Source organism: Streptomyces sp. CB01249, assembly GCF_001905735.1.
Taxonomy (GTDB): Bacteria; Actinomycetota; Actinomycetes; order Streptomycetales; family Streptomycetaceae; genus Streptomyces.
In genome coordinates this window covers 224,946-241,865 of sequence record NZ_LISW01000001.1, presented here as the reverse complement: position 1 = coordinate 241,865, position 16,920 = coordinate 224,946, and the positions used below count along the sequence as shown (strand labels likewise).

The window sequence follows — 16,920 nt, the reverse complement described above, 5'->3', positions numbered from 1 at the left end:
GTCGGTGGGCGCGCGGACGCGGTGTGCCGGACGGGGTCGGGGACGTGCCCCGGCCGCGTCAGCCGTAGAGCTGCACGATGTTCATGCCGCGACCCTAGCCGCCGCCCGGTCCGCGCGCACGGGGATTTCCCGCCGCGCGGGCCGGGCGGCGGGGCCGTCAGGCGACGGGCGCGGCGGCTTCGAGGTCGTCCACCGTGCCGGACATGAGGGTCCGGATGTGGGCGGTGATGTGTTCGGCGGGCCAGTCCCACCAGGCCAGCGCGAGGAGACGGGCGACGTCCTTCTCCTCGTAACGGGTGCGCAGCAGCCGGGCCGGGTTGCCGCCGACGATCCCGTAGTCCGGGACGTCCTTGGTGACCACCGAGCCGCTGCCGATGATGGCGCCGTGCCCGATCCGCACGCCGGGCAGCACGGTCGTCCCGTGGCCGAACCAGACATCGTTGCCGACGACCGTGTCGCCCCGGTTCGGCAGCCCCGCGAGCAGGTCGAAGTGGTCGGCCCAGGAGCCGCCGAGGGTCGGGAACGGGAAGGTGGACGGGCCGTCCATGCGGTGGTTGGCGCCGTTCATCAGGAAGCGCACTCCCGTGCCGAGCGCGCAGAACCTGCCGATGACCAGCTTCTCGGGCCCGTAGTGGTAGAGCACGTTGCGGGTCTCGAACGCGGTGGCGTCGTCCGGGTCGTCGTAGTACGAGTACTCCCCCACCTCGATCAGCGGCGAGGTCACCAGCGGCTTGAGCTGCACCACTCTGGGCTGGCCGGGCATCGGGTGGAGCACGGTCGGGTCTGCGGGTACGGGCAGCGGCATGGGTTCCTCACGGTAGCGGGGCGGTCCGCCGACCATGATCGCCGCGTCGTGGCCCGTACGACAGCGGTTTACGGGAAAGCCCGCCCCGGCGGGACCGGGGCGGGCTTCGGAGGACCGGGTGGGTCAGGGCTGGATCGGCATGGACCAGCAGTTGGACGTGGTGCGCTTGCCCGCGAGGCGGTCGGTCATCCAGGAGATGGCGTCGCCCTGGTCGGTGATGAGCGGGACCATGTGGTTGGTGAGGATCTTGTCGCCCAGGTTGGGCAGGATGACGGCGTCGTAGGTGATGTCGCCGCCCTTGCGGCACCAGTCGACGGCGAGCTGACGCGCCTGGCCGTGCGGCACGATGTCGTCCTGGATGCCGGTCGCCACCCGCACCGGGCCGGACGGCTTGAGGGTGCCGATGCGCTGCTTGTCGAGCGCGGCCTGCGCCTTGGGCTCGGCGGCGATGATCTCACCGAGGGACTTGCCGGTGGTGGTCCACTTGGAGCTCTTCGCGAAGCCGTAGCCGAGGATCGCGTCGCCGACGCACATGGTCGAGGCGTCCTTCAGCGCGGCCCGCCCGCGGTCGTTGATGTTGGCCTCCACGACGTCCCGCAGGTCCGCGTCGGCCTGCGCGAAGCCGTTGATCGACCAGGCGAGGGCCCCGGCGAGGGCGCTGCCGTCGATGCCCTTCATGGTCGCGGTCAGATCGGCGGGCGGCGCCCCGGCGTAGGTGCCGGCGAGCTGGATCTCGGGGGCGTACGAGGGCTGCAGCTCGGCGGCGGACGCGCTGGCCCCGCCGCCCTGGCTGTAGCCGTACAGGCCCGTCCGGGACGCGGCGGTGAGCGAGGTGGCGGGCAGCTGGTGCGCGGCGCGGACCGCGTCGAGCAGCGCGTGGCCCTCGTCCACCCGGTTGACGTAGGTGTGCAGGCGGTCGGTGGTGCCGAGGCCCACGTAGTCGGTGACGACGACGGCGACACCGGCGGCCAGGAGCCGGTAGACGGACAGGGTCTCGTAGCCGATCGACACGGACTCGGGGGTGACGGACAGCGGGTGCTGGAGGGCCAGCGAGGGCGCGCACTGGTCGCCCTGGCCCATGGTCCCCGAGGCCAGCGCGACCAGCGGCCGGGCGCCGCCGCCCTTCCAGGCGGCCGAGGGCTCGATGTAGGCGCCGGTCACCGCGGCCGGCTGCCCGTTGGAGTCGGTCGTGCGGTACATGAGGCGGGTGGCGGTGCCCGGCATCGGGCGGCCGTCCAGGCCCGGCAGGCTCAGGGCGAGCGGCAGGGGCTCGGTCCGGATCAGTGCCCCGTTGGCGGCGGGCAGTTGGGCGGGCGGGTCGTAGAAGGCCGGGATGGTCACGCCCCGGGAGACGACGGGCTCGGTGCCGTCCGTGGCGGACGCGGGCGCGGCGTACGCGGCCACGCAGGCCGCCGCGGTCACGGCGACGGCCGCGGCACGGAGGGGACGGACGCGGCGTGGGGGAAGGGTGGAACGCGAACGGTCCTTGCGGCTCAAGGCTCACTCCTCGCTCTGCTCCGGAAGTACGGGTGAGCGCAAGCTAACAGCGGGGCTTACCGGTGGTAACCCATGAGTAAGTTACGCATTGGTAACTGTCACTGGCCACCGAACTCTCCCTGCTCCGGGGCGGAGTTGCTTAAGGTGGGCCCGAGCTGATCATCCGCAGCACCTCCCGCACCCTGGAGTTGGCCATGTCCCGACCGGAGAACGACCCCACCGCCCCGCTCATCGACACCAGCAAGCCGCATCCCGCGCGGATGTACGACTGGTTCCTGGGCGGCAAGGACAACTACCCGGTGGACGAGGCCATGGGCCGTCAGATGCTGGCCGTCGAGCCGAACGTGCCGGTGATGGCGAAGATCAACCGCGCCTTCATGCACCGCGCGACGCGCTGGCTGTCCACCCACGGTGTCCGCCAGTTCCTCGACATCGGCACCGGGATACCCACCGAGCCCAACCTGCACCAGGTGGCGCAGGAGGCCGCCCCCGCCACCCGGGTCGTCTACTGCGACAACGACCCGATCGTCCTGGCCCACGCCGAGGCGCTGCTCAAGGGCACGCCCGAGGGCGTCATCGACTACGTACAGGCCGACGCGCGCAACGTCGACACCATCCTCGAACACGCGGGCAAGACGCTGGACTTCAGCCGGCCGGTCGCGCTGTCGATGATCGCCCTGCTCCACTTCGTGAGCGACGAGGACGGCGCGTACGAGCTGGTGCGCCGGCTGACCGACGTGCTCGCGCCCGGCAGCTACATGGTCGTCTCGCAGATCACCGCCGACTTCCACCCGGAGGAGGCGCGCGAGGTCGACAAGATGTACAAGGCCAACACCCTGACGCTCGCGCCGCGCACCCGCGACCAGTTCGCCTCGTTCTTCGACGGGCTGGAGATCGTGGAGCCCGGCATCGTCGCCGCCGAGGCCTGGCACCCCGAGCTCGGCGAGCCGGTCCCCGGCACCGGCGAGATCGTCACGCCCGGGTATGTCGCGGTCGGCCGCAAGCCGTAACACCCGGAGCCCAACCCCAGCAGCCCGGTGCGCACTTCGGTGTCACCGGGCTGTGTGATGATACGGAAAACGGATCAGCGGGGGCGCAGCGTGGACACGGGCGGGTCATCCATACCGGACGAGGAGTGGGAGCGCTTCCTGCGGGAGGCCGAGGCCGGAACCCCCGGCGCCCCCGAGGAACCGTCCGCCCGGGCCCGGATGGTGGCCCAGCGGCTGCGCGAGGAGACCGGACCGCCCCCGGGATGGCGCACCCACCAGCCGCCCCGGCGACGCGGCAGGATCTGGTACGTGGTGGGCCTGGTGGTCGTCGTCGCGCTGCTCGTCGTGGCGCTGGTCCCCGGCCGGGCGGCCGGCTGGCTCGGCTTCCACGGCGGGGGCGACGCGGCGGCGACGCCCGGGGCGCCCACCCTGGACGACCCGTTCAAGGGGTCTCCGGCGGAGCACTGGGCCGCCGGGACGGCCGGGATCACGATGCCCTCGGCGCGGGCGACCGGGTGGATGAGCGAGAAGCAGGTGTCCGACGCGCTCGACAGCAGCCTGGCCTTCCTCTCCGACGCCGGGCTCGATCCGGCGGTGCTGCGCGGGGAACGGCCGGTGAAGGCCATCGCGGCCCTCAACACGAAGCAGCCCGGCATCAAGGAGTACCTGACGACGTCCTTCGACACCCCGAGCCGGACGAACGACCCGCTGCTGCTGTTCAGCCGCTTCGACCCGTCGTACGCGCGCCTGGCCGGTGACGTGATCAAGACGCGGGGCGCGCTCAGCTACCGGGAGGGCGAGCGCGGCGCGGTCGAGGTGACCGCCGACGTCACCTTCGTCTACGCCGTCGTGCGGGCGTCCGGGGGCAGCGACGAGGTGGCCCGTACGATCGCCCGCCGGGAGATCGTGATGAGCTGGGACGACCCGGACAAGGTGATCGGCACACCGGGGACCTTCTCGCTGACGTCGTACCGGCTGGACGCCGCCAACGGGGGCTGCGAGAACACCACCGGCTACTTCCGCCCCGAGTTCGAGAAGGAGCCGGGGCCCTCGGACGGCGCCACGCGGGTCGATCCGTACGAGCGGGGCACCTCGATGGACGAGCGCATGGCGGACCGGGACGCCGCCGACTGCGACACGGCCACCCGCACCTGAGGGCGGGGCGCGACACCCGGCGGGCCGCCCCCGCACGACGTACGCTTCGAGCGTGACGAGCAAATCCGACGCGGCGCAGAACCTGCGCGACCTCGCGCAGCTGCGCCGGGTCCGCGACCGGATCGACCGCGAGTACGCCCAGCCGCTGAACGTCGAGGCGCTGGCGCGCGGCGCGCACATGTCGGCGGGGCACCTCAGCCGCGAGTTCCGGAGGGCGTACGGGGAATCCCCGTACGGCTACCTCATGACCCGGCGCATCGAGCGAGCGATGACGCTGCTGCGCCGGGGCGACCTGAGCGTCACCGAGGTGTGCTTCGCGGTCGGCTGCTCCTCGCTCGGCACGTTCAGCACGCGCTTCACGGAGCTGGTCGGGATGCCGCCGAGCGTCTACCGGCAGGAGGCGGCGCAGGCGACCGCGGGGATGCCGTCCTGCGTGGCGAAGCAGGTGACGCGGCCGGTCAGGAATCGAGAAGCCCCGCTGCCGGGGACGCCGCTAGCGTGAGGCGGTGTACGGGGGACGGCCGCCGGGTGGGACCCGCGCGGGGGCCCCGCCAATCCAGGGAGACACCATGAGCAGGGCCACGGACAAGCAGCCGCACGCCGCCGACCGCCACGATCTGATCCGTGTGCACGGGGCGCGCGTGAACAATCTCAAGGACGTCAGCATCGAGATCCCCAAGCGCCGGCTGACGGTGTTCACGGGTGTCTCCGGGTCCGGCAAGAGCTCGCTGGTGTTCAACACCATCGCCGCCGAGTCGCAGCGGCTGATCAACGAGACGTACAGCGCCTTCGTCCAGGGCTTCATGCCCACTCTGGCCCGGCCCGAGGTGGACGTCCTGGAGGGGCTGACCACCGCGATCATCGTGGACCAGCAGCGGATGGGCGGCGACACCCGCTCGACCGTGGGCACGGCGACCGACGCCAACGCCATGCTGCGCATCCTCTTCAGCCGCCTCGGCACCCCGCACATCGGCCCGCCCAGCGCGTACTCCTTCAACACCGCGTCCGTGAAGGCGAGCGGTGCGATCACCGTCGAGCGCGGCAACAAGAAGACCGTGAAGGCGACCTTCAACCGGACCGGCGGCATGTGCACCGAGTGCGAGGGCCGGGGCACCGTCTCGGACATCGACCTCACCCAGCTCTACGACGACTCCAAGTCCCTCGCCGAGGGCGCGTTCACCATCCCCGGCTGGAAGTCCGACAGCTTCTGGACCGTCCGGGTCTACGCCGAGTCCGGCCTCCTGGACCCGGACAAGCCGATCGCGAAGTACACCAAGAAGGAGATGCAGGACTTCCTCTACCGGGAGCCCACCAAGGTCAAGGTGGAGGGCGTCAACCTCACGTACGAGGGGCTGATCCCGAAGATCCAGAAGTCGTTCCTGTCCAAGGACAAGGACGCGCTCCAGCCGCACATCCGGGCCTTCGTGGAGCGCGCGGTCACCTTCACCACCTGTCCGGCCTGCGACGGCACCCGGCTCAGCGAGGGCGCCAGGTCCTCGAAGATCGCGGGCATCAGCATCGCGGACGCCTGCGCGATGCAGACCAGCGACCTGGCCGCCTGGATCCGTGACCTGGACGAGCCCTCGGTGGCGCCGCTGCTCACCGCGCTCGGGGAGACCCTCGACTCGTTCGTGGAGATCGGCCTCGGCTACCTCGCGCTCGACCGGCCCGCCGGCACGCTGTCCGGCGGCGAGGCGCAGCGCGTCAAGATGATCCGCCACCTCGGCTCCTCGCTGACCGACACCACGTACGTCTTCGACGAGCCGACCGCCGGGCTGCACCCGCACGACATCCAGCGGATGAACAACCTGCTGCTGCGCCTGCGCGACAAGGGCAACACCGTGCTGGTGGTGGAGCACAAGCCGGAGACGATCGCGGTCGCCGACCACGTCGTGGACCTCGGCCCCGGCGCCGGCACGGCGGGCGGCACCGTCTGCTTCGAGGGCACCGTCGACGGGCTGCGCGCCTCGGACACCGTCACCGGGCGCCATTTCGACGACCGCTCCACGCTCAAGGCGGACACCCGAAAGCCCACCGGTGCGCTGGAGGTGCGGGGCGCCTCGGCGAACAACCTGCGCGGCGTCGACGTGGACATCCCGCTCGGCGTGCTCACCGTCGTCACGGGCGTCGCCGGGTCCGGGAAGAGCTCGCTGATCCACGGCTCGGTGGCCGGGCGGGACGGTGTGGTGACCGTCGACCAGAGCGCGATCCGCGGCTCGCGGCGCAGCAACCCGGCCACGTACACCGGGCTGCTCGACCCGGTCCGCAAGGCGTTCGCCAAGGCCAACGACGTGAAGCCGGGGCTGTTCAGCGCCAACTCGGAGGGCGCGTGCCCGACGTGCAACGGCGCGGGCGTCGTCTTCACGGACCTGGCGATGATGGCGGGCGTCGCCACGGTCTGCGAGGAGTGCGAGGGCAAGCGGTTCCAGGCGTCGGTGCTCGAATACCGGCTGGGCGGGCGGGACATCAGCGAGGTGCTGGCGATGTCGGTCGCCGAGGCCGAGGAGTTCTTCGGCTCCGGTGACGCGCGCACACCGGCCGCGCACCGGGTCCTCGAACGGCTGGTGGACGTCGGGCTCGGCTATCTCAGCCTCGGCCAGCCGCTGACCACGCTCTCCGGCGGTGAGCGGCAGCGGCTGAAGCTCGCCACGCACATGGGCGAGAAGGGCGGCGTGTACGTGCTGGACGAGCCGACCACCGGACTGCATCTCGCGGACGTGGAGCAACTGCTGGGGCTGCTCGACCGGCTGGTGGACTCCGGCAAGTCGGTCGTGGTCATCGAGCACCACCAGGCCGTGATGGCGCACGCCGACTGGATCATCGACCTGGGCCCCGGCGCCGGTCACGACGGCGGCACGCTGGTCTTCGAGGGCACCCCCGCCGAACTGGTCGCGGCGCGCTCGACCCTGACGGGCGAGCACCTCGCGGAGTACGTGGGCGCCTGAGCAACTCCCCTCGCCCGCCCGGCCCGTGGTGGCCGGGCGGGCGTTGTCATGCTGCTGTCATACATCACGTCAAGGCGGCGTGCCGTGGAGGTCATGTGCCTTTCCAGTATGGCCTGTTCGCTGCGGTGCGGGATGCGGTTCCCCGTCGTCGCCTTCGCTAATCGGACGCGAATCCTCCCGACTTCGCGCATCTGTGTGGAGGCTGTCAGCCCGTGCACACTGGGGCCAATCAGGCACCCCGCAGCCAGACTTGACCGAATCCGACCGCTTTCACACAGCTAACTGAACGCAAATTTTCGGCGCTGCACGCATCCGGCGTTGTGCACTAGGCATAGGATCAAGCCGCGCAATGCGAGCCCCACCCACCCCACCCGTCCCATTCGTAACTGTGCGCACGACGTACGAGCGTCCCTACCGACACCCCACAACCCGTTAACAGGTATCTGCGTGTCACCGATACTCAAGCCCGGTTCCGGCGACGGAGCCGCGCAGTGAAAATCAATCGCCGCCTCGTCCTGCTGGTCACCGCTCCCCTGACCGTCGCGGTCACGTTCTCGGCCCTGGCCCTCGCACCCGCCACCAATCAGGCACTCCAGGCGAACCGGCTCGCCGACATGGTCGCCGTCTCCGCCGGTGCAGCCGATTTAACTCACCAGTTGCAGCGTGAGCGCGCGGCCGCCACCGCCCTGGTCTCCGACCAGGGGGACTCGTCCGCCTTCCAGGCGAGCTCCGACGCGACCGACAAGAGCATCGCCGCCTTCAAGAGCCGCGCCGGCGGACTCTCCGAGGTGCCCGGCAGCGCCCGGGAATCACTGGACCGCATCGACCGCTTCATCGATGAACTCCCCGCCCTGCGCGCCCAGGTGCGCTCGGGCAGCACCACCATCTCCGCGCTCGCCTTCGGCTACCGGATCGTGATCGCCGACCTCAACGGCTACCGCGACGGCATCGCGCAGGCCGACGGTGTCGACGCCGACATCGCCGACCGCATCCGCGCGGCCGCGGCCCTGTCCGAGGCCGCCGAGCACACCGCGCAGCAGCAGATCACCGTCATGAGGGCGCAGGCCGCGGGTGGTTTCACCGCGGCGTCCCAGCGCACCTTCGACGCGAGCCGGCTCGGCTACACCGAGTCGACCGGCGTGATGTTCAGCCTCGGGCCGAGCGAGTGGCGGACCTGGCTGGAGCGCACCCTCTCCGGACCGAAGGCCCTGGAGTCCCGCAAGCTGGAAGACCGGATCGGCCGCGCGGACACCAGCAAGCCGATCGGCGTCTCTCCCCAGGCGTGGCAGAAGGCGTCCGACGACCGGCAGACCCTGCTGCACCAGGTGGAGGAGCGGATCGACGAGTCCGTCGCCGCCACCGTCGACGCCGAGCGCACCAGGCTGCTCTGGACCGCCGGGGGCGAGGTCGCCCTCGTGCTGCTGACCCTGGTCGGTGTCGTCCTCGTCGCCGTCCGCCTGGGCCGGGTCATGATCCGCCGGCTGCGCGACCTGCGCAACGCCGCGCACGAGGTGGCCCACACCCGGCTGCCCGCCGTCATGAGCGAGCTGTCCCAGCCCGGCGCGCTGAGCGGGGCCACGCCCGAGCAGGTCGCGGAGCGCACCGGCAACCCCGTCGAGACCACGAGCGGCGACGAGATCGGTGAGGTCGGCGAGGCGTTCAACGCCGTCCACCACGAGGCGGTGCGCCTCGCGGCCGAACAGGCCCGGGTGCACGAGCAGTTCGCCGAGACCCTGGTCCGGGTCGCCCGCCGGGGCGCCCAGCTGACCAGCGTCATGGTGTCCGAACTGGACACGGTGCAGCGCGACGAGGCCGACCCGGAGCGCATGAAGACGCTCTTCGCGCTCGACCACCTCGCGATCCGCATGGAGCGCAACACCAACAACCTGCTGGTGCTGGGCGGTTACGGCAACGCCCGGGTGCGCTCCGCGGACATCGGCTGCTCCACCGTCATCGTCGCGGCGGCCCAGCAGATCGAGCGCTTCGACCGGGTGTCCCTCGGCGCGATCGAGGCGGGCATCGGCATCGCCGCCCGCGCCGTGCACGACGTCGCGCACATCCTGGCGGAACTCCTCGACAACGCCACCCGCTTCTCCCCGCCCGACGCCCAGGTCGGGGTCGCCGTCTGGCGGCTCTGGGACCGGGCCGTCGTCCAGATCGTGGACGAGGGCGTGGGCATCTCGGCGGACCGCCGCGCCGTGCTCAACGCCGGGCTGCGCGAGCCGAAGGCGGGCATCGGGGACGTGCGGTCCATGGGTCTGCACGTGGTGGCGCGGCTTGCCGCCCGGCACGGCATCGTTGTCGAGCTGCGCGACTCCTCGGGCCCCGGCACCATCGCCGAGGTCACCCTCCCCAAGGAGGTGCTGGCCGAGGTGTCCGAGGAACCGGCCATGCCGACGGAGAACGGCTTCGAGTCGCCCCGTACGGTCGTCACGCGCCGGAAGCAGGACACCGTACGCGGACGGGGCGGCCGCCCGGTCGGCGCGGGCGTCGGCGCCCGCCCCGGCAGACCCGCGGCCCCGGGCGCGCCCGAGGAGCACGAGGCCCCGGCCCGTACGGATGCCTCCGACGCGCCCGCCCCCCACCCCGTGCACGACGAGCCGGCCTCGCGCATCGCGGGCGTCAGCGCCTCCGGCCTCCCGGTCCGCAAGCGCACCGCGCCCCAGCAGTGGCCCGTACGGGAGAAACGGGCGGCCACCGAGCAGCGGTCCGGCGCCGGTGCGCCGCGGCCGACCCCCCGCCGCCGGGACTCCCGGCAGGTATCCGACGTCCTGGCGGCCTACGCCCAGGGCATCAGCCGGAGCACGAACCCCCGCGGGCGTCCCGCCAACAATGACGACACCGAACGGACCAAGAAATGACCTCACCCACCGACCTGAGCTGGATCCTGAGCGACTTCGCCGGACGCATCCCGGAGGTCACCCAGGCGATAGCCGTGTCCGTGGACGGACTCGCGCTCGCGTACACCGGCGTGGAGCGCGACGACGCCGACCGGCTGGCCGCCATCGCCTCCGGCGTCGTGAACCTGCTGTCCGCGGCCGCCCAGCTCACCGACACCGACCCGGTGGAGCACAGCCTCACCGCGATGGAGGGCGGCTACATGTTCTCCATGGCCGTCTCCAGCGGCGCCTCGCTCCTGGTCATGACCACCAGGGACGCGGACATCGGCGAGGTCAGCTACATGATGTCCGAGCTGATCAACCAGGTCGGTGACTCGCTGTCCCCCCAGGTCCGTTCCCCGCACTCCCCCACGCACTGACCCGGCCGTCCCCCCACGGTCGTACCGACCCGTCCGCGGAGCCGACTCCGCGGTCGGGTCACACCGTTGTCCGACACTCCCCCGATGAGAGCACTCATGTTCTTCGACATACCCCGCCGCACCCGCCACCGCAGATTCGTCCGGCCCGTCGGTGCCGCCGCCCTCGCCCTCGGCCTGGCCGCCGTCACCGGGTGCAGCAGCGACAGCGGCTCCGGCGACGAGACCGTCAAGGTCGGCCTGGTCGCCTCGCTTTCCGGCACCTACAAGCCGGTCGGCACCGACCTGCGCGACGGCTTCCAGCTGTACCTGAAGACGCACGACAACAAGCTGGGCGGGCGCAAGGTCGACCTCATCGTGGCCGACGAGGGCGACGGCCCGCCCACCGCCGTGCCGGCCGCGACCAAGCTGGTCAAGAAGGACAAGGTCGACGTGCTGACCGGCCTGGTCAGCGGTGGCTCGGTCAACGCGGTGCTGCCGCTGGTCGGCCAGGCGAAGATCCCCTTCCTCGGCTCCAACGCCCGTCCCGAGGTCAAGGACCCCGAGTACGTGTGGACGACGAGCTTCATGTCCGACGAGCCGGGCAAGGCCATCGCCCCGTACGTCAAGGAGAAGGTGGACGGCCCGGTCTACGCGATCGGACCGGACTACCAGGGCGGTTACGACGAACTGCGCGGCTTCACCGACGAGTTCAAGCGCATCGGCGGCAAGCTCGCCAACCCGGACGGCAAGACCAAGTGGACGCCGTTCCCGAAGACGACCAACTTCATGCCGTACTTCGCGGAGATCGCCAAGACCGACGCCAAGGCGGTCTACTGCTTCTACGCGGGCAAGGCCGCGATCGACTTCGCCAAGCAGTACGCGCAGTCCGACGTCGCCGACCTGCCGCTGTACACCGCCTTCGTCACCGAGGGCAGCGTGCTCCAGGCCGAGGGCCAGGCCGCCAAGGACATCTACTCCGTCCTGAACTACGCGCCGGACCTCGACAACGCGGCCAACCGCAAGTTCGCCGCCGACTGGACCGCCGAGCACGACACCCAGCCGACCACGTACGCCATGTCGTCCTACGACGCGGCCGCCGTGCTCGACAAGGCGATCGCGGACGCCGCGAAGAAGGGTGACGTGACCCCGCAGACGATCAACAAGGCCATCGCGAGCCTGGGCCAGATCGACAGCCCGCGCGGCAACTGGGAGTTCAGCGAGAAGGCACACGCCCCGGTGCAGACGTGGTACCTGCGCCAGGTGCGTCCGGACGGCAACCAGCTGTCCAACGTCATGGTCCAGGACCTGGCGACGCTCGGCGGCTGACATGGATCTGCTCGATGCCCACCTCGTGCCGGCGGTGGACGGCGTGGCCTACGGGCTGCTGCTGTTCGTCGTCGCCGCCGGCCTGAGTCTCGCGTTCGGCACGGCCGGCGTACTGAACCTCTCGCACGGCATGCTGTACGCGATCGGCGCCTACACCGGCGCCGAGCTGAGCGACGGAACGTGGGGCGGCCTCGCCCTCGGGCTCGCGGCCGGAACGGCGGCCGCGGCCCTCGCCGGGGCGGGGCTCTCCGCCGCCACGGTTCCGCTCGCCCGGCGTGGGCATCTGGCGCAGGCCCTGCTGACGTTCGGGATCGCCCTCGTCGGCGGGGACCTGCTGATCCAGTTCTTCGGGGCGGACGAGCTGCCGGTGCGCGTCCCCGGCGCGCTCGACTCCTCGGTCCACCTGCTGGGCCACCGCTACCCCGCCTACCGGCTCTGCTTCATCGCCATGGCCGTCGTCCTGGCGGCCTTCGGTACGTGGGTGCTCACCCGGACCCGGGTGGGCGCGGCGGTCCGCGCGTCGGCGGACGACCCCCAGATGCTCGCCGCCACCGGCCACAACCCCCGCGCCGTGCACACCGGAGTGCTCGCGGCGGCGGGCGCGCTGGCCGGGGCGGCGGGCGTGCTCGGGGCACCGATCATCGGCCCCGGGCCCGGCACCTCCGAGAACGTGCTGATGCTGTCCCTCGTGGTCGTCGTCCTCGGCGGGCTGCGCTCGCTGTGGGCGACGTTCGCCGCGGCGGTCGCCGTGGGCGAGGTCCAGACCCTGGGCGTCTCGGTGCTGCCGGACCTGGCGCCGTACCTGCTGTTCGCCGCGATGGCGGCGGTGCTGGTGTTCCGCTCCCGCTTCACGGAGCCGGAGGCGCACGAGGAGCGGGGCCCGTCCGCCGACCCGGTCTCCCGGCTGCGCAAGCTCCTCGCCGCGCGGTGGGAGAACCGGCCGCGCGCGACCGCGGCGCCCGCTCCGGCGGCCCCCAGCAGGCTCGGCGCCTGGCTGCACTCGGCCGGGTGGCGGCAGGCCGTGCCGCTGCTCGTGCTGCTCGCCGTGCTCTTCGCGCTCCCGGGGATGCTCGACTCGTACAGCATCTCGCTGGCCGGGTCCGCCCTGGCGCTCGGGCTGCTCGCGGTCAGCGTCACCGTCCTGACCGGGTACGCCGGTCTGCCCACGCTCGGGCAGACCGCCCCGTTCGCCGTCGGCGCGTACGCCACCGCCAACCTGGCCGACGCCGGGTGGACGGTGGGCCCGGTCCAGATCGTCCTGTCGGCGCTCGCGGCCGCCGTGTTCTCGGCGGTGACCGGGCCCGCGGTCATCCGCGCCCGGGGCACGACCGTGCTGATGATCACCCTGGCGGTGGGCGAGCTGACCAGTGCGGTGATCAACCAGGTCAAGTCCCTGACGGGCGGCGCCGACGGGCTGGTCGGCTTCCCGGCCACCCGGGCGCTGTGGGGCGGCGAGGGCATGACCGAGGAGCGCGAGCTGTACGTGTACGCGGCGGTCGTCGCGGTCGTCGCCGTCGCCCTCACCCTGCTGGTGCTGCGCTCCCCGGCCGGCAAGCTGCTGACCGGCACCCGGGGCGCCGAGGCGCGGATGCGCGCGTCCGGACACCCCGTGGGGCGCTATCTCCTGGTGGCCCACATCTGCGCGGGCGCGCTCGCCGGGGTGGGCGGGTCCCTCATGGTCACCGTGCAGCAGTACCTCTCCCCCGCCGACGTCGGCTTCGAGATCGCCGCGTTCGCGCTGCTCGCGGTCGTCATCGGCGGTACGACGTCGGTCATCGGCGCCCTGCTCGGCGCCGGGCTGATCGTGTTCACCCGGGACTGGGTCGCCGGTTCCTGGCCCGGCCACGGGCCGCTGCTGCTCGGGGCGCTGTTCATCGCCGCCGTGTACCTGCTGCCGCGCGGCCTGGCCGGACTGCGCCTCTTCGTCGGCCGCCCGGCTCCCGCCGTCTCCCCCGGGAAGGTCTCCCCATGACGCCCGAAGCCACGCAGCCGGTCCCCGTGCTGGACCTCGACCACCTGACCCGCAGGTACGGCAGCCTCACCGCCGTGGACGACGTCGCGCTGCGGCTGCCCCCGGGCGCCCGGCACGCCGTCATCGGGCCCAACGGCGCCGGCAAGACGACCCTGCTCAACCTCATCGCCGGCACCGACCGGCCCGACCGGGGCACGATCGCGCTGAACGGTACGGACGTCACCCGGGCGTCCACCGCGAAGCGCAGCCGCCTCGGCATCGCGCGCAGCTTCCAGCAGCCGTCCGTCATCGGTGAACTGACGGTCCTGGACAACATCGTGCTGGCCGGGTGGGCGCACCATCCGAAGCGCCGGGGTGCCTGGCGCAGCCCGTCCCGCTACCGGCTGCACACCGAGTCGGCGGGGCAGCATCTGGAGACCGTCGGCCTCGCGCACCTGGCGCACCGGCCCGCCTCGGAGCTCTCGCACGGGCAGCGCCGCATGCTGGACCTGGCCGCGGCCCTGGCGGGCGATCCGCGGCTGCTGCTCCTGGACGAGCCGGCGGCCGGGCTGACCGACGGCGACATCGGGCGGCTGCTCTCCATCCTGGGGGCGCTGCCCGCGAGCGTGGCGGTCGTCCTGGTCGAGCACCACGTCGAGGTCGTCGCCCAGGTCGCCACCTCGGTGACCGTGCTGGCGGCCGGGCGGGTGCTGGTGACCGGGCCGACCGGGGAGGCGCTCGCCCACCCGGAGGTCCGCGACGCGTACCAGAACACGGTGCCGGTGTCCGGTGGGGCGCCGGATCTCGTCACCGGATCCACCGAAGCGAGAGGATGACCGACCCCCGATGCTCGAACTCACGGGCCTGACCGCGGGCTACCACGGCGGCACGGTCCTCCACGGCCTCGACCTGTCCGTGCCCGCCGGGTCGGTGCACGCCGTCGTCGGCCACAACGGCGCGGGCAAGACGACGCTCGTCCACACCGTCGCCGGTCTGATGCGCCCGGACGCGGGCACCGTACGGCTGGCCGGCCGGGACGTCACAGGGCAGCCGGCGCACCGGATCGCCCGCGCCGGGATCGGCCTCGTGCCGCAGGGCCGCCGGGTCTTCGCGAACCTCAGCGTCGCCGAGCACCTGCGCCTCTCGCACCGTCCGCCGCGCCGGGGCGACGCCTCGCGGCCCAGTGTGTGGACGCCCGAGAGGGTGCTGGAGCTGCTGCCGAGGCTGGGCGAGCGCCGGGGGAACCGGGGCACGGACCTGTCGGGCGGCGAGCAGCAGATGCTGGCCCTGGCCCGGGCGCTGCTCGGTTCGCCGAGCGTGCTGCTGCTCGACGAGCCGACGGAGGGCCTGGCGCCCGCCCTGGTCCGTCAGGTGCACGACCTGGTGACGACGCTGGCCGAGGAGGGCATCGCCGTACTCCTGGTGTCGCCGAGCCCGGCGACGGCGGCCGGGTGCGCGGACACGCTCACGGTCCTGACGTCGGGGCGGGTGGCGCTGCGGCTGGACGGGGCGGAGGCCCGCAAGGACCCGACGGCCCTGCACGCGGCGCTGGAGCTCGCGCCGACAGGCGTCTGACGAGTGCGAGGAGGGGGCGTACCCGACGGTGCGCCCCCTCCTCGCCCACGCGGCTACTTGGCCTTGAGGCTGTGGCCGCCGAAGCCGCTGCTGCGGTCGGAGCCGCTGTTCTGGTCCTGCCACCAGGCGTCGAACTCGGGCTGGCCCATGGCCGACCAGTCCGGGGTGTTCTCGACCTGGGTGCTGCCCATGCGGCGCGCGAGGGCGACCATCGCGGAGCCGACCGGGCCGCGGCCGGCGTCGTAGCGCTCCAGCACGTCCTTCCAGCTGTCCCCGGCGGTCCAGGCGGCCTCCAGGGCGGTGGCGTCCTGGAGCGCCTTCACGCTGCCCGCGCCGACGTGCGGGCGGGAGACGCTGGCGGCGTCGCCGACGAGCACCATGCGGCCCGAGGTGTAGTGCGGGACGGCCAGGTCGTAGATGGGCTGGATGAAGGTGGTCGCGGCGGGCGTGCCGAGCACCTTGTCGGCCCAGAAGGGCGGGAAGTGCTCCGCGACCAACGCGCGCAGCCAGTCGGTGAGCTCGGAGTTGAGGCGGCCGGGCGGGAGCGAGGTGGGGGTGCGCAGGTCCGGGTGGAGGCCGCCGTCCTGCGGGGGCGTGGTGTAGAGCACCCAGTTGAGGCGGTGGCCGCCGGTGCCGTCCGGGATGCGGTAGATCATGCAGTGGCCGCCGGGGAAGACGATGTTGTGGGCGTCGAGCCCGTCCGAGGGCAGCCCCTCGACGTCCTCGGACGCGCCGCGCCAGCCGATGTAACCGGCGTACTCGGGGCTGACGCCGGGGAACATGGCCTCGCGGACCACGGAGCGGTAGCCGTCGGCGCCGATGACGAGGTCGAACCGCTCCTCGTGGCCGTCGGCGAGCCGCAGCGTCACCCCGTCGTCGGCCGGCTCCACGGCGGCGACGACGGCGCCGGAGCGGTAGTCGACGCCCTCGGGCACCCGGCTGCGCAGCTCGCTCCACAGCGAACCCCAGTTGTAGGCGCGGAACGGGAACGGCTGCTGTCCGAAGCCCCGGCCGTGCGGCGCGTCTCCGTCCCGTACGCTCCACACCCGCCGGGTCAGCGGCGCCCAGGGCATCTCGGGGGCTACGTATCCGGCCTCTCTCAGCTCCTCGTAGCGGTCGCTCTGGAGGGCGATTCCGACGCCCCGGTCCCGGAGTTCGGCGTCGGCGCGCTCGAAGACGGTGACCCGGTCCGCTCCGGCGCGTGCCACGGCCAGGGCCGCGGCACACCCCGCTATGCTCCCGCCGACCACGGCGATGCTGCCTCCACGCATGACTGGCTCTCCACTCACTTGATGTCCCGGCCGTCCGCCCGGCCGCTCTTCCGCCGGGGCGCAGGCGCGGAAGTACGCTTGCGTTTGCGCTGGTTGGCCCGCACCTTCACGGCCGGGGCCCGCACCGAATCCTAGCGAGGGGCGTACGGCGCGTGGGCGGCCAGGTGG

At 72.4% G+C, this 16,920-nt stretch carries 13 protein-coding genes; 10 read left to right on the top strand and 3 right to left on the bottom strand.

Going from position 1 to position 16,920, the window contains the following annotated elements:
* Window positions 1–157: 157 nt before the first annotated feature.
* Window positions 158–799: a CatB-related O-acetyltransferase gene (locus AMK18_RS00945; protein ID WP_075806913.1), complete on the bottom strand. Its 642-nt coding sequence runs from the start codon at window positions 797–799 to the stop codon at window positions 158–160.
* Between the two features lie 129 nt (window positions 800–928).
* Window positions 929–2,302 carry a lipase family protein gene (locus AMK18_RS00940; RefSeq protein WP_073861265.1) on the bottom strand — a complete coding sequence of 458 codons (1,374 nt, stop codon included), beginning with the start codon at window positions 2,300–2,302 and terminating at the stop codon, window positions 929–931.
* A gap of 194 nt (window positions 2,303–2,496) precedes the next feature.
* Between AMK18_RS00940 and AMK18_RS00935 the strand changes: the two genes are divergently transcribed.
* The 10 genes from AMK18_RS00935 (at window position 2,497) to AMK18_RS00890 (ending at window position 15,481) form a co-directional block, all read left to right on the top strand.
* A complete protein-coding gene (locus tag AMK18_RS00935) occupies window positions 2,497–3,312 on the top strand; it encodes an SAM-dependent methyltransferase (RefSeq protein ID WP_018105459.1) in 816 nt (271 codons plus the stop codon).
* A 90-nt stretch (window positions 3,313–3,402) separates the two neighbouring features.
* Complete coding sequence (locus AMK18_RS00930; protein WP_073861264.1) at window positions 3,403–4,446, top strand: hypothetical protein; 1,044 nt, start codon at window positions 3,403–3,405, stop codon at window positions 4,444–4,446.
* A 52-nt stretch (window positions 4,447–4,498) separates the two neighbouring features.
* On the top strand, window positions 4,499–4,948 hold the full coding sequence (locus AMK18_RS00925; RefSeq protein ID WP_073861263.1) for a helix-turn-helix transcriptional regulator: 450 nt from the start codon (window positions 4,499–4,501) through the stop codon (window positions 4,946–4,948).
* A gap of 67 nt (window positions 4,949–5,015) precedes the next feature.
* The gene (locus tag AMK18_RS00920; RefSeq protein ID WP_073861262.1) at window positions 5,016–7,391 is read left to right on the top strand and encodes an ATP-binding cassette domain-containing protein; all 2,376 of its coding nucleotides are present in this window, start codon (window positions 5,016–5,018) and stop codon (window positions 7,389–7,391) included.
* A gap of 491 nt (window positions 7,392–7,882) precedes the next feature.
* Complete coding sequence (locus AMK18_RS00915) at window positions 7,883–10,252, top strand: sensor histidine kinase (RefSeq protein ID WP_073861261.1); 2,370 nt, start codon at window positions 7,883–7,885, stop codon at window positions 10,250–10,252.
* Entirely contained in the window at window positions 10,249–10,650 is a 402-nt protein-coding gene (locus tag AMK18_RS00910) for a roadblock/LC7 domain-containing protein (RefSeq protein ID WP_073861260.1), read from the top strand. The genes AMK18_RS00915 and AMK18_RS00910 overlap by 4 nt, the downstream gene beginning before the upstream one ends.
* Window positions 10,651–10,746: 96 nt before the next feature.
* Window positions 10,747–11,955, top strand: coding sequence for an ABC transporter substrate-binding protein (locus AMK18_RS00905; RefSeq protein WP_018105454.1), 1,209 nt, complete (start codon window positions 10,747–10,749; stop codon window positions 11,953–11,955).
* A 1-nt stretch (window position 11,956) separates the two neighbouring features.
* Window positions 11,957–13,927 carry a branched-chain amino acid ABC transporter permease gene (locus AMK18_RS00900; RefSeq protein ID WP_073861259.1) on the top strand — a complete coding sequence of 657 codons (1,971 nt, stop codon included), beginning with the start codon at window positions 11,957–11,959 and terminating at the stop codon, window positions 13,925–13,927.
* The gene (locus AMK18_RS00895; protein ID WP_073861258.1) at window positions 13,924–14,742 is read left to right on the top strand and encodes an ABC transporter ATP-binding protein; all 819 of its coding nucleotides are present in this window, start codon (window positions 13,924–13,926) and stop codon (window positions 14,740–14,742) included. The genes AMK18_RS00900 and AMK18_RS00895 overlap by 4 nt, the downstream gene beginning before the upstream one ends.
* Before the next feature lie 10 nt (window positions 14,743–14,752).
* Window positions 14,753–15,481 (top strand): ABC transporter ATP-binding protein, encoded by a 729-nt coding sequence (locus tag AMK18_RS00890; RefSeq protein WP_018105451.1) that lies wholly within the window; start codon window positions 14,753–14,755, stop codon window positions 15,479–15,481.
* 53 nt (window positions 15,482–15,534) lie between these two features.
* Here the strand turns inward: AMK18_RS00890 and AMK18_RS00885 are convergent, their stop codons facing one another.
* Window positions 15,535–16,752 (bottom strand): FAD-dependent monooxygenase, encoded by a 1,218-nt coding sequence (locus tag AMK18_RS00885; RefSeq protein ID WP_018105450.1) that lies wholly within the window; start codon window positions 16,750–16,752, stop codon window positions 15,535–15,537.
* Window positions 16,753–16,920 lie beyond the last annotated feature (168 nt).

Coding starts and splice junctions, on each gene's coding strand:
- AMK18_RS00910 (WP_073861260.1), top strand. CDS start 10,249: ATGACCTCACCCACCGACCTGAGCTGGATCCTGAGCGACTTCGCCGGA.
- AMK18_RS00935 (WP_018105459.1), top strand. CDS start 2,497: ATGTCCCGACCGGAGAACGACCCCACCGCCCCGCTCATCGACACCAGC.
- AMK18_RS00900 (WP_073861259.1), top strand. CDS start 11,957: ATGGATCTGCTCGATGCCCACCTCGTGCCGGCGGTGGACGGCGTGGCC.
- AMK18_RS00905 (WP_018105454.1), top strand. CDS start 10,747: ATGTTCTTCGACATACCCCGCCGCACCCGCCACCGCAGATTCGTCCGG.
- AMK18_RS00920 (WP_073861262.1), top strand. CDS start 5,016: ATGAGCAGGGCCACGGACAAGCAGCCGCACGCCGCCGACCGCCACGAT.
- AMK18_RS00885 (WP_018105450.1), bottom strand. CDS start 16,752: ATGCGTGGAGGCAGCATCGCCGTGGTCGGCGGGAGCATAGCGGGGTGT.
- AMK18_RS00895 (WP_073861258.1), top strand. CDS start 13,924: ATGACGCCCGAAGCCACGCAGCCGGTCCCCGTGCTGGACCTCGACCAC.
- AMK18_RS00890 (WP_018105451.1), top strand. CDS start 14,753: ATGCTCGAACTCACGGGCCTGACCGCGGGCTACCACGGCGGCACGGTC.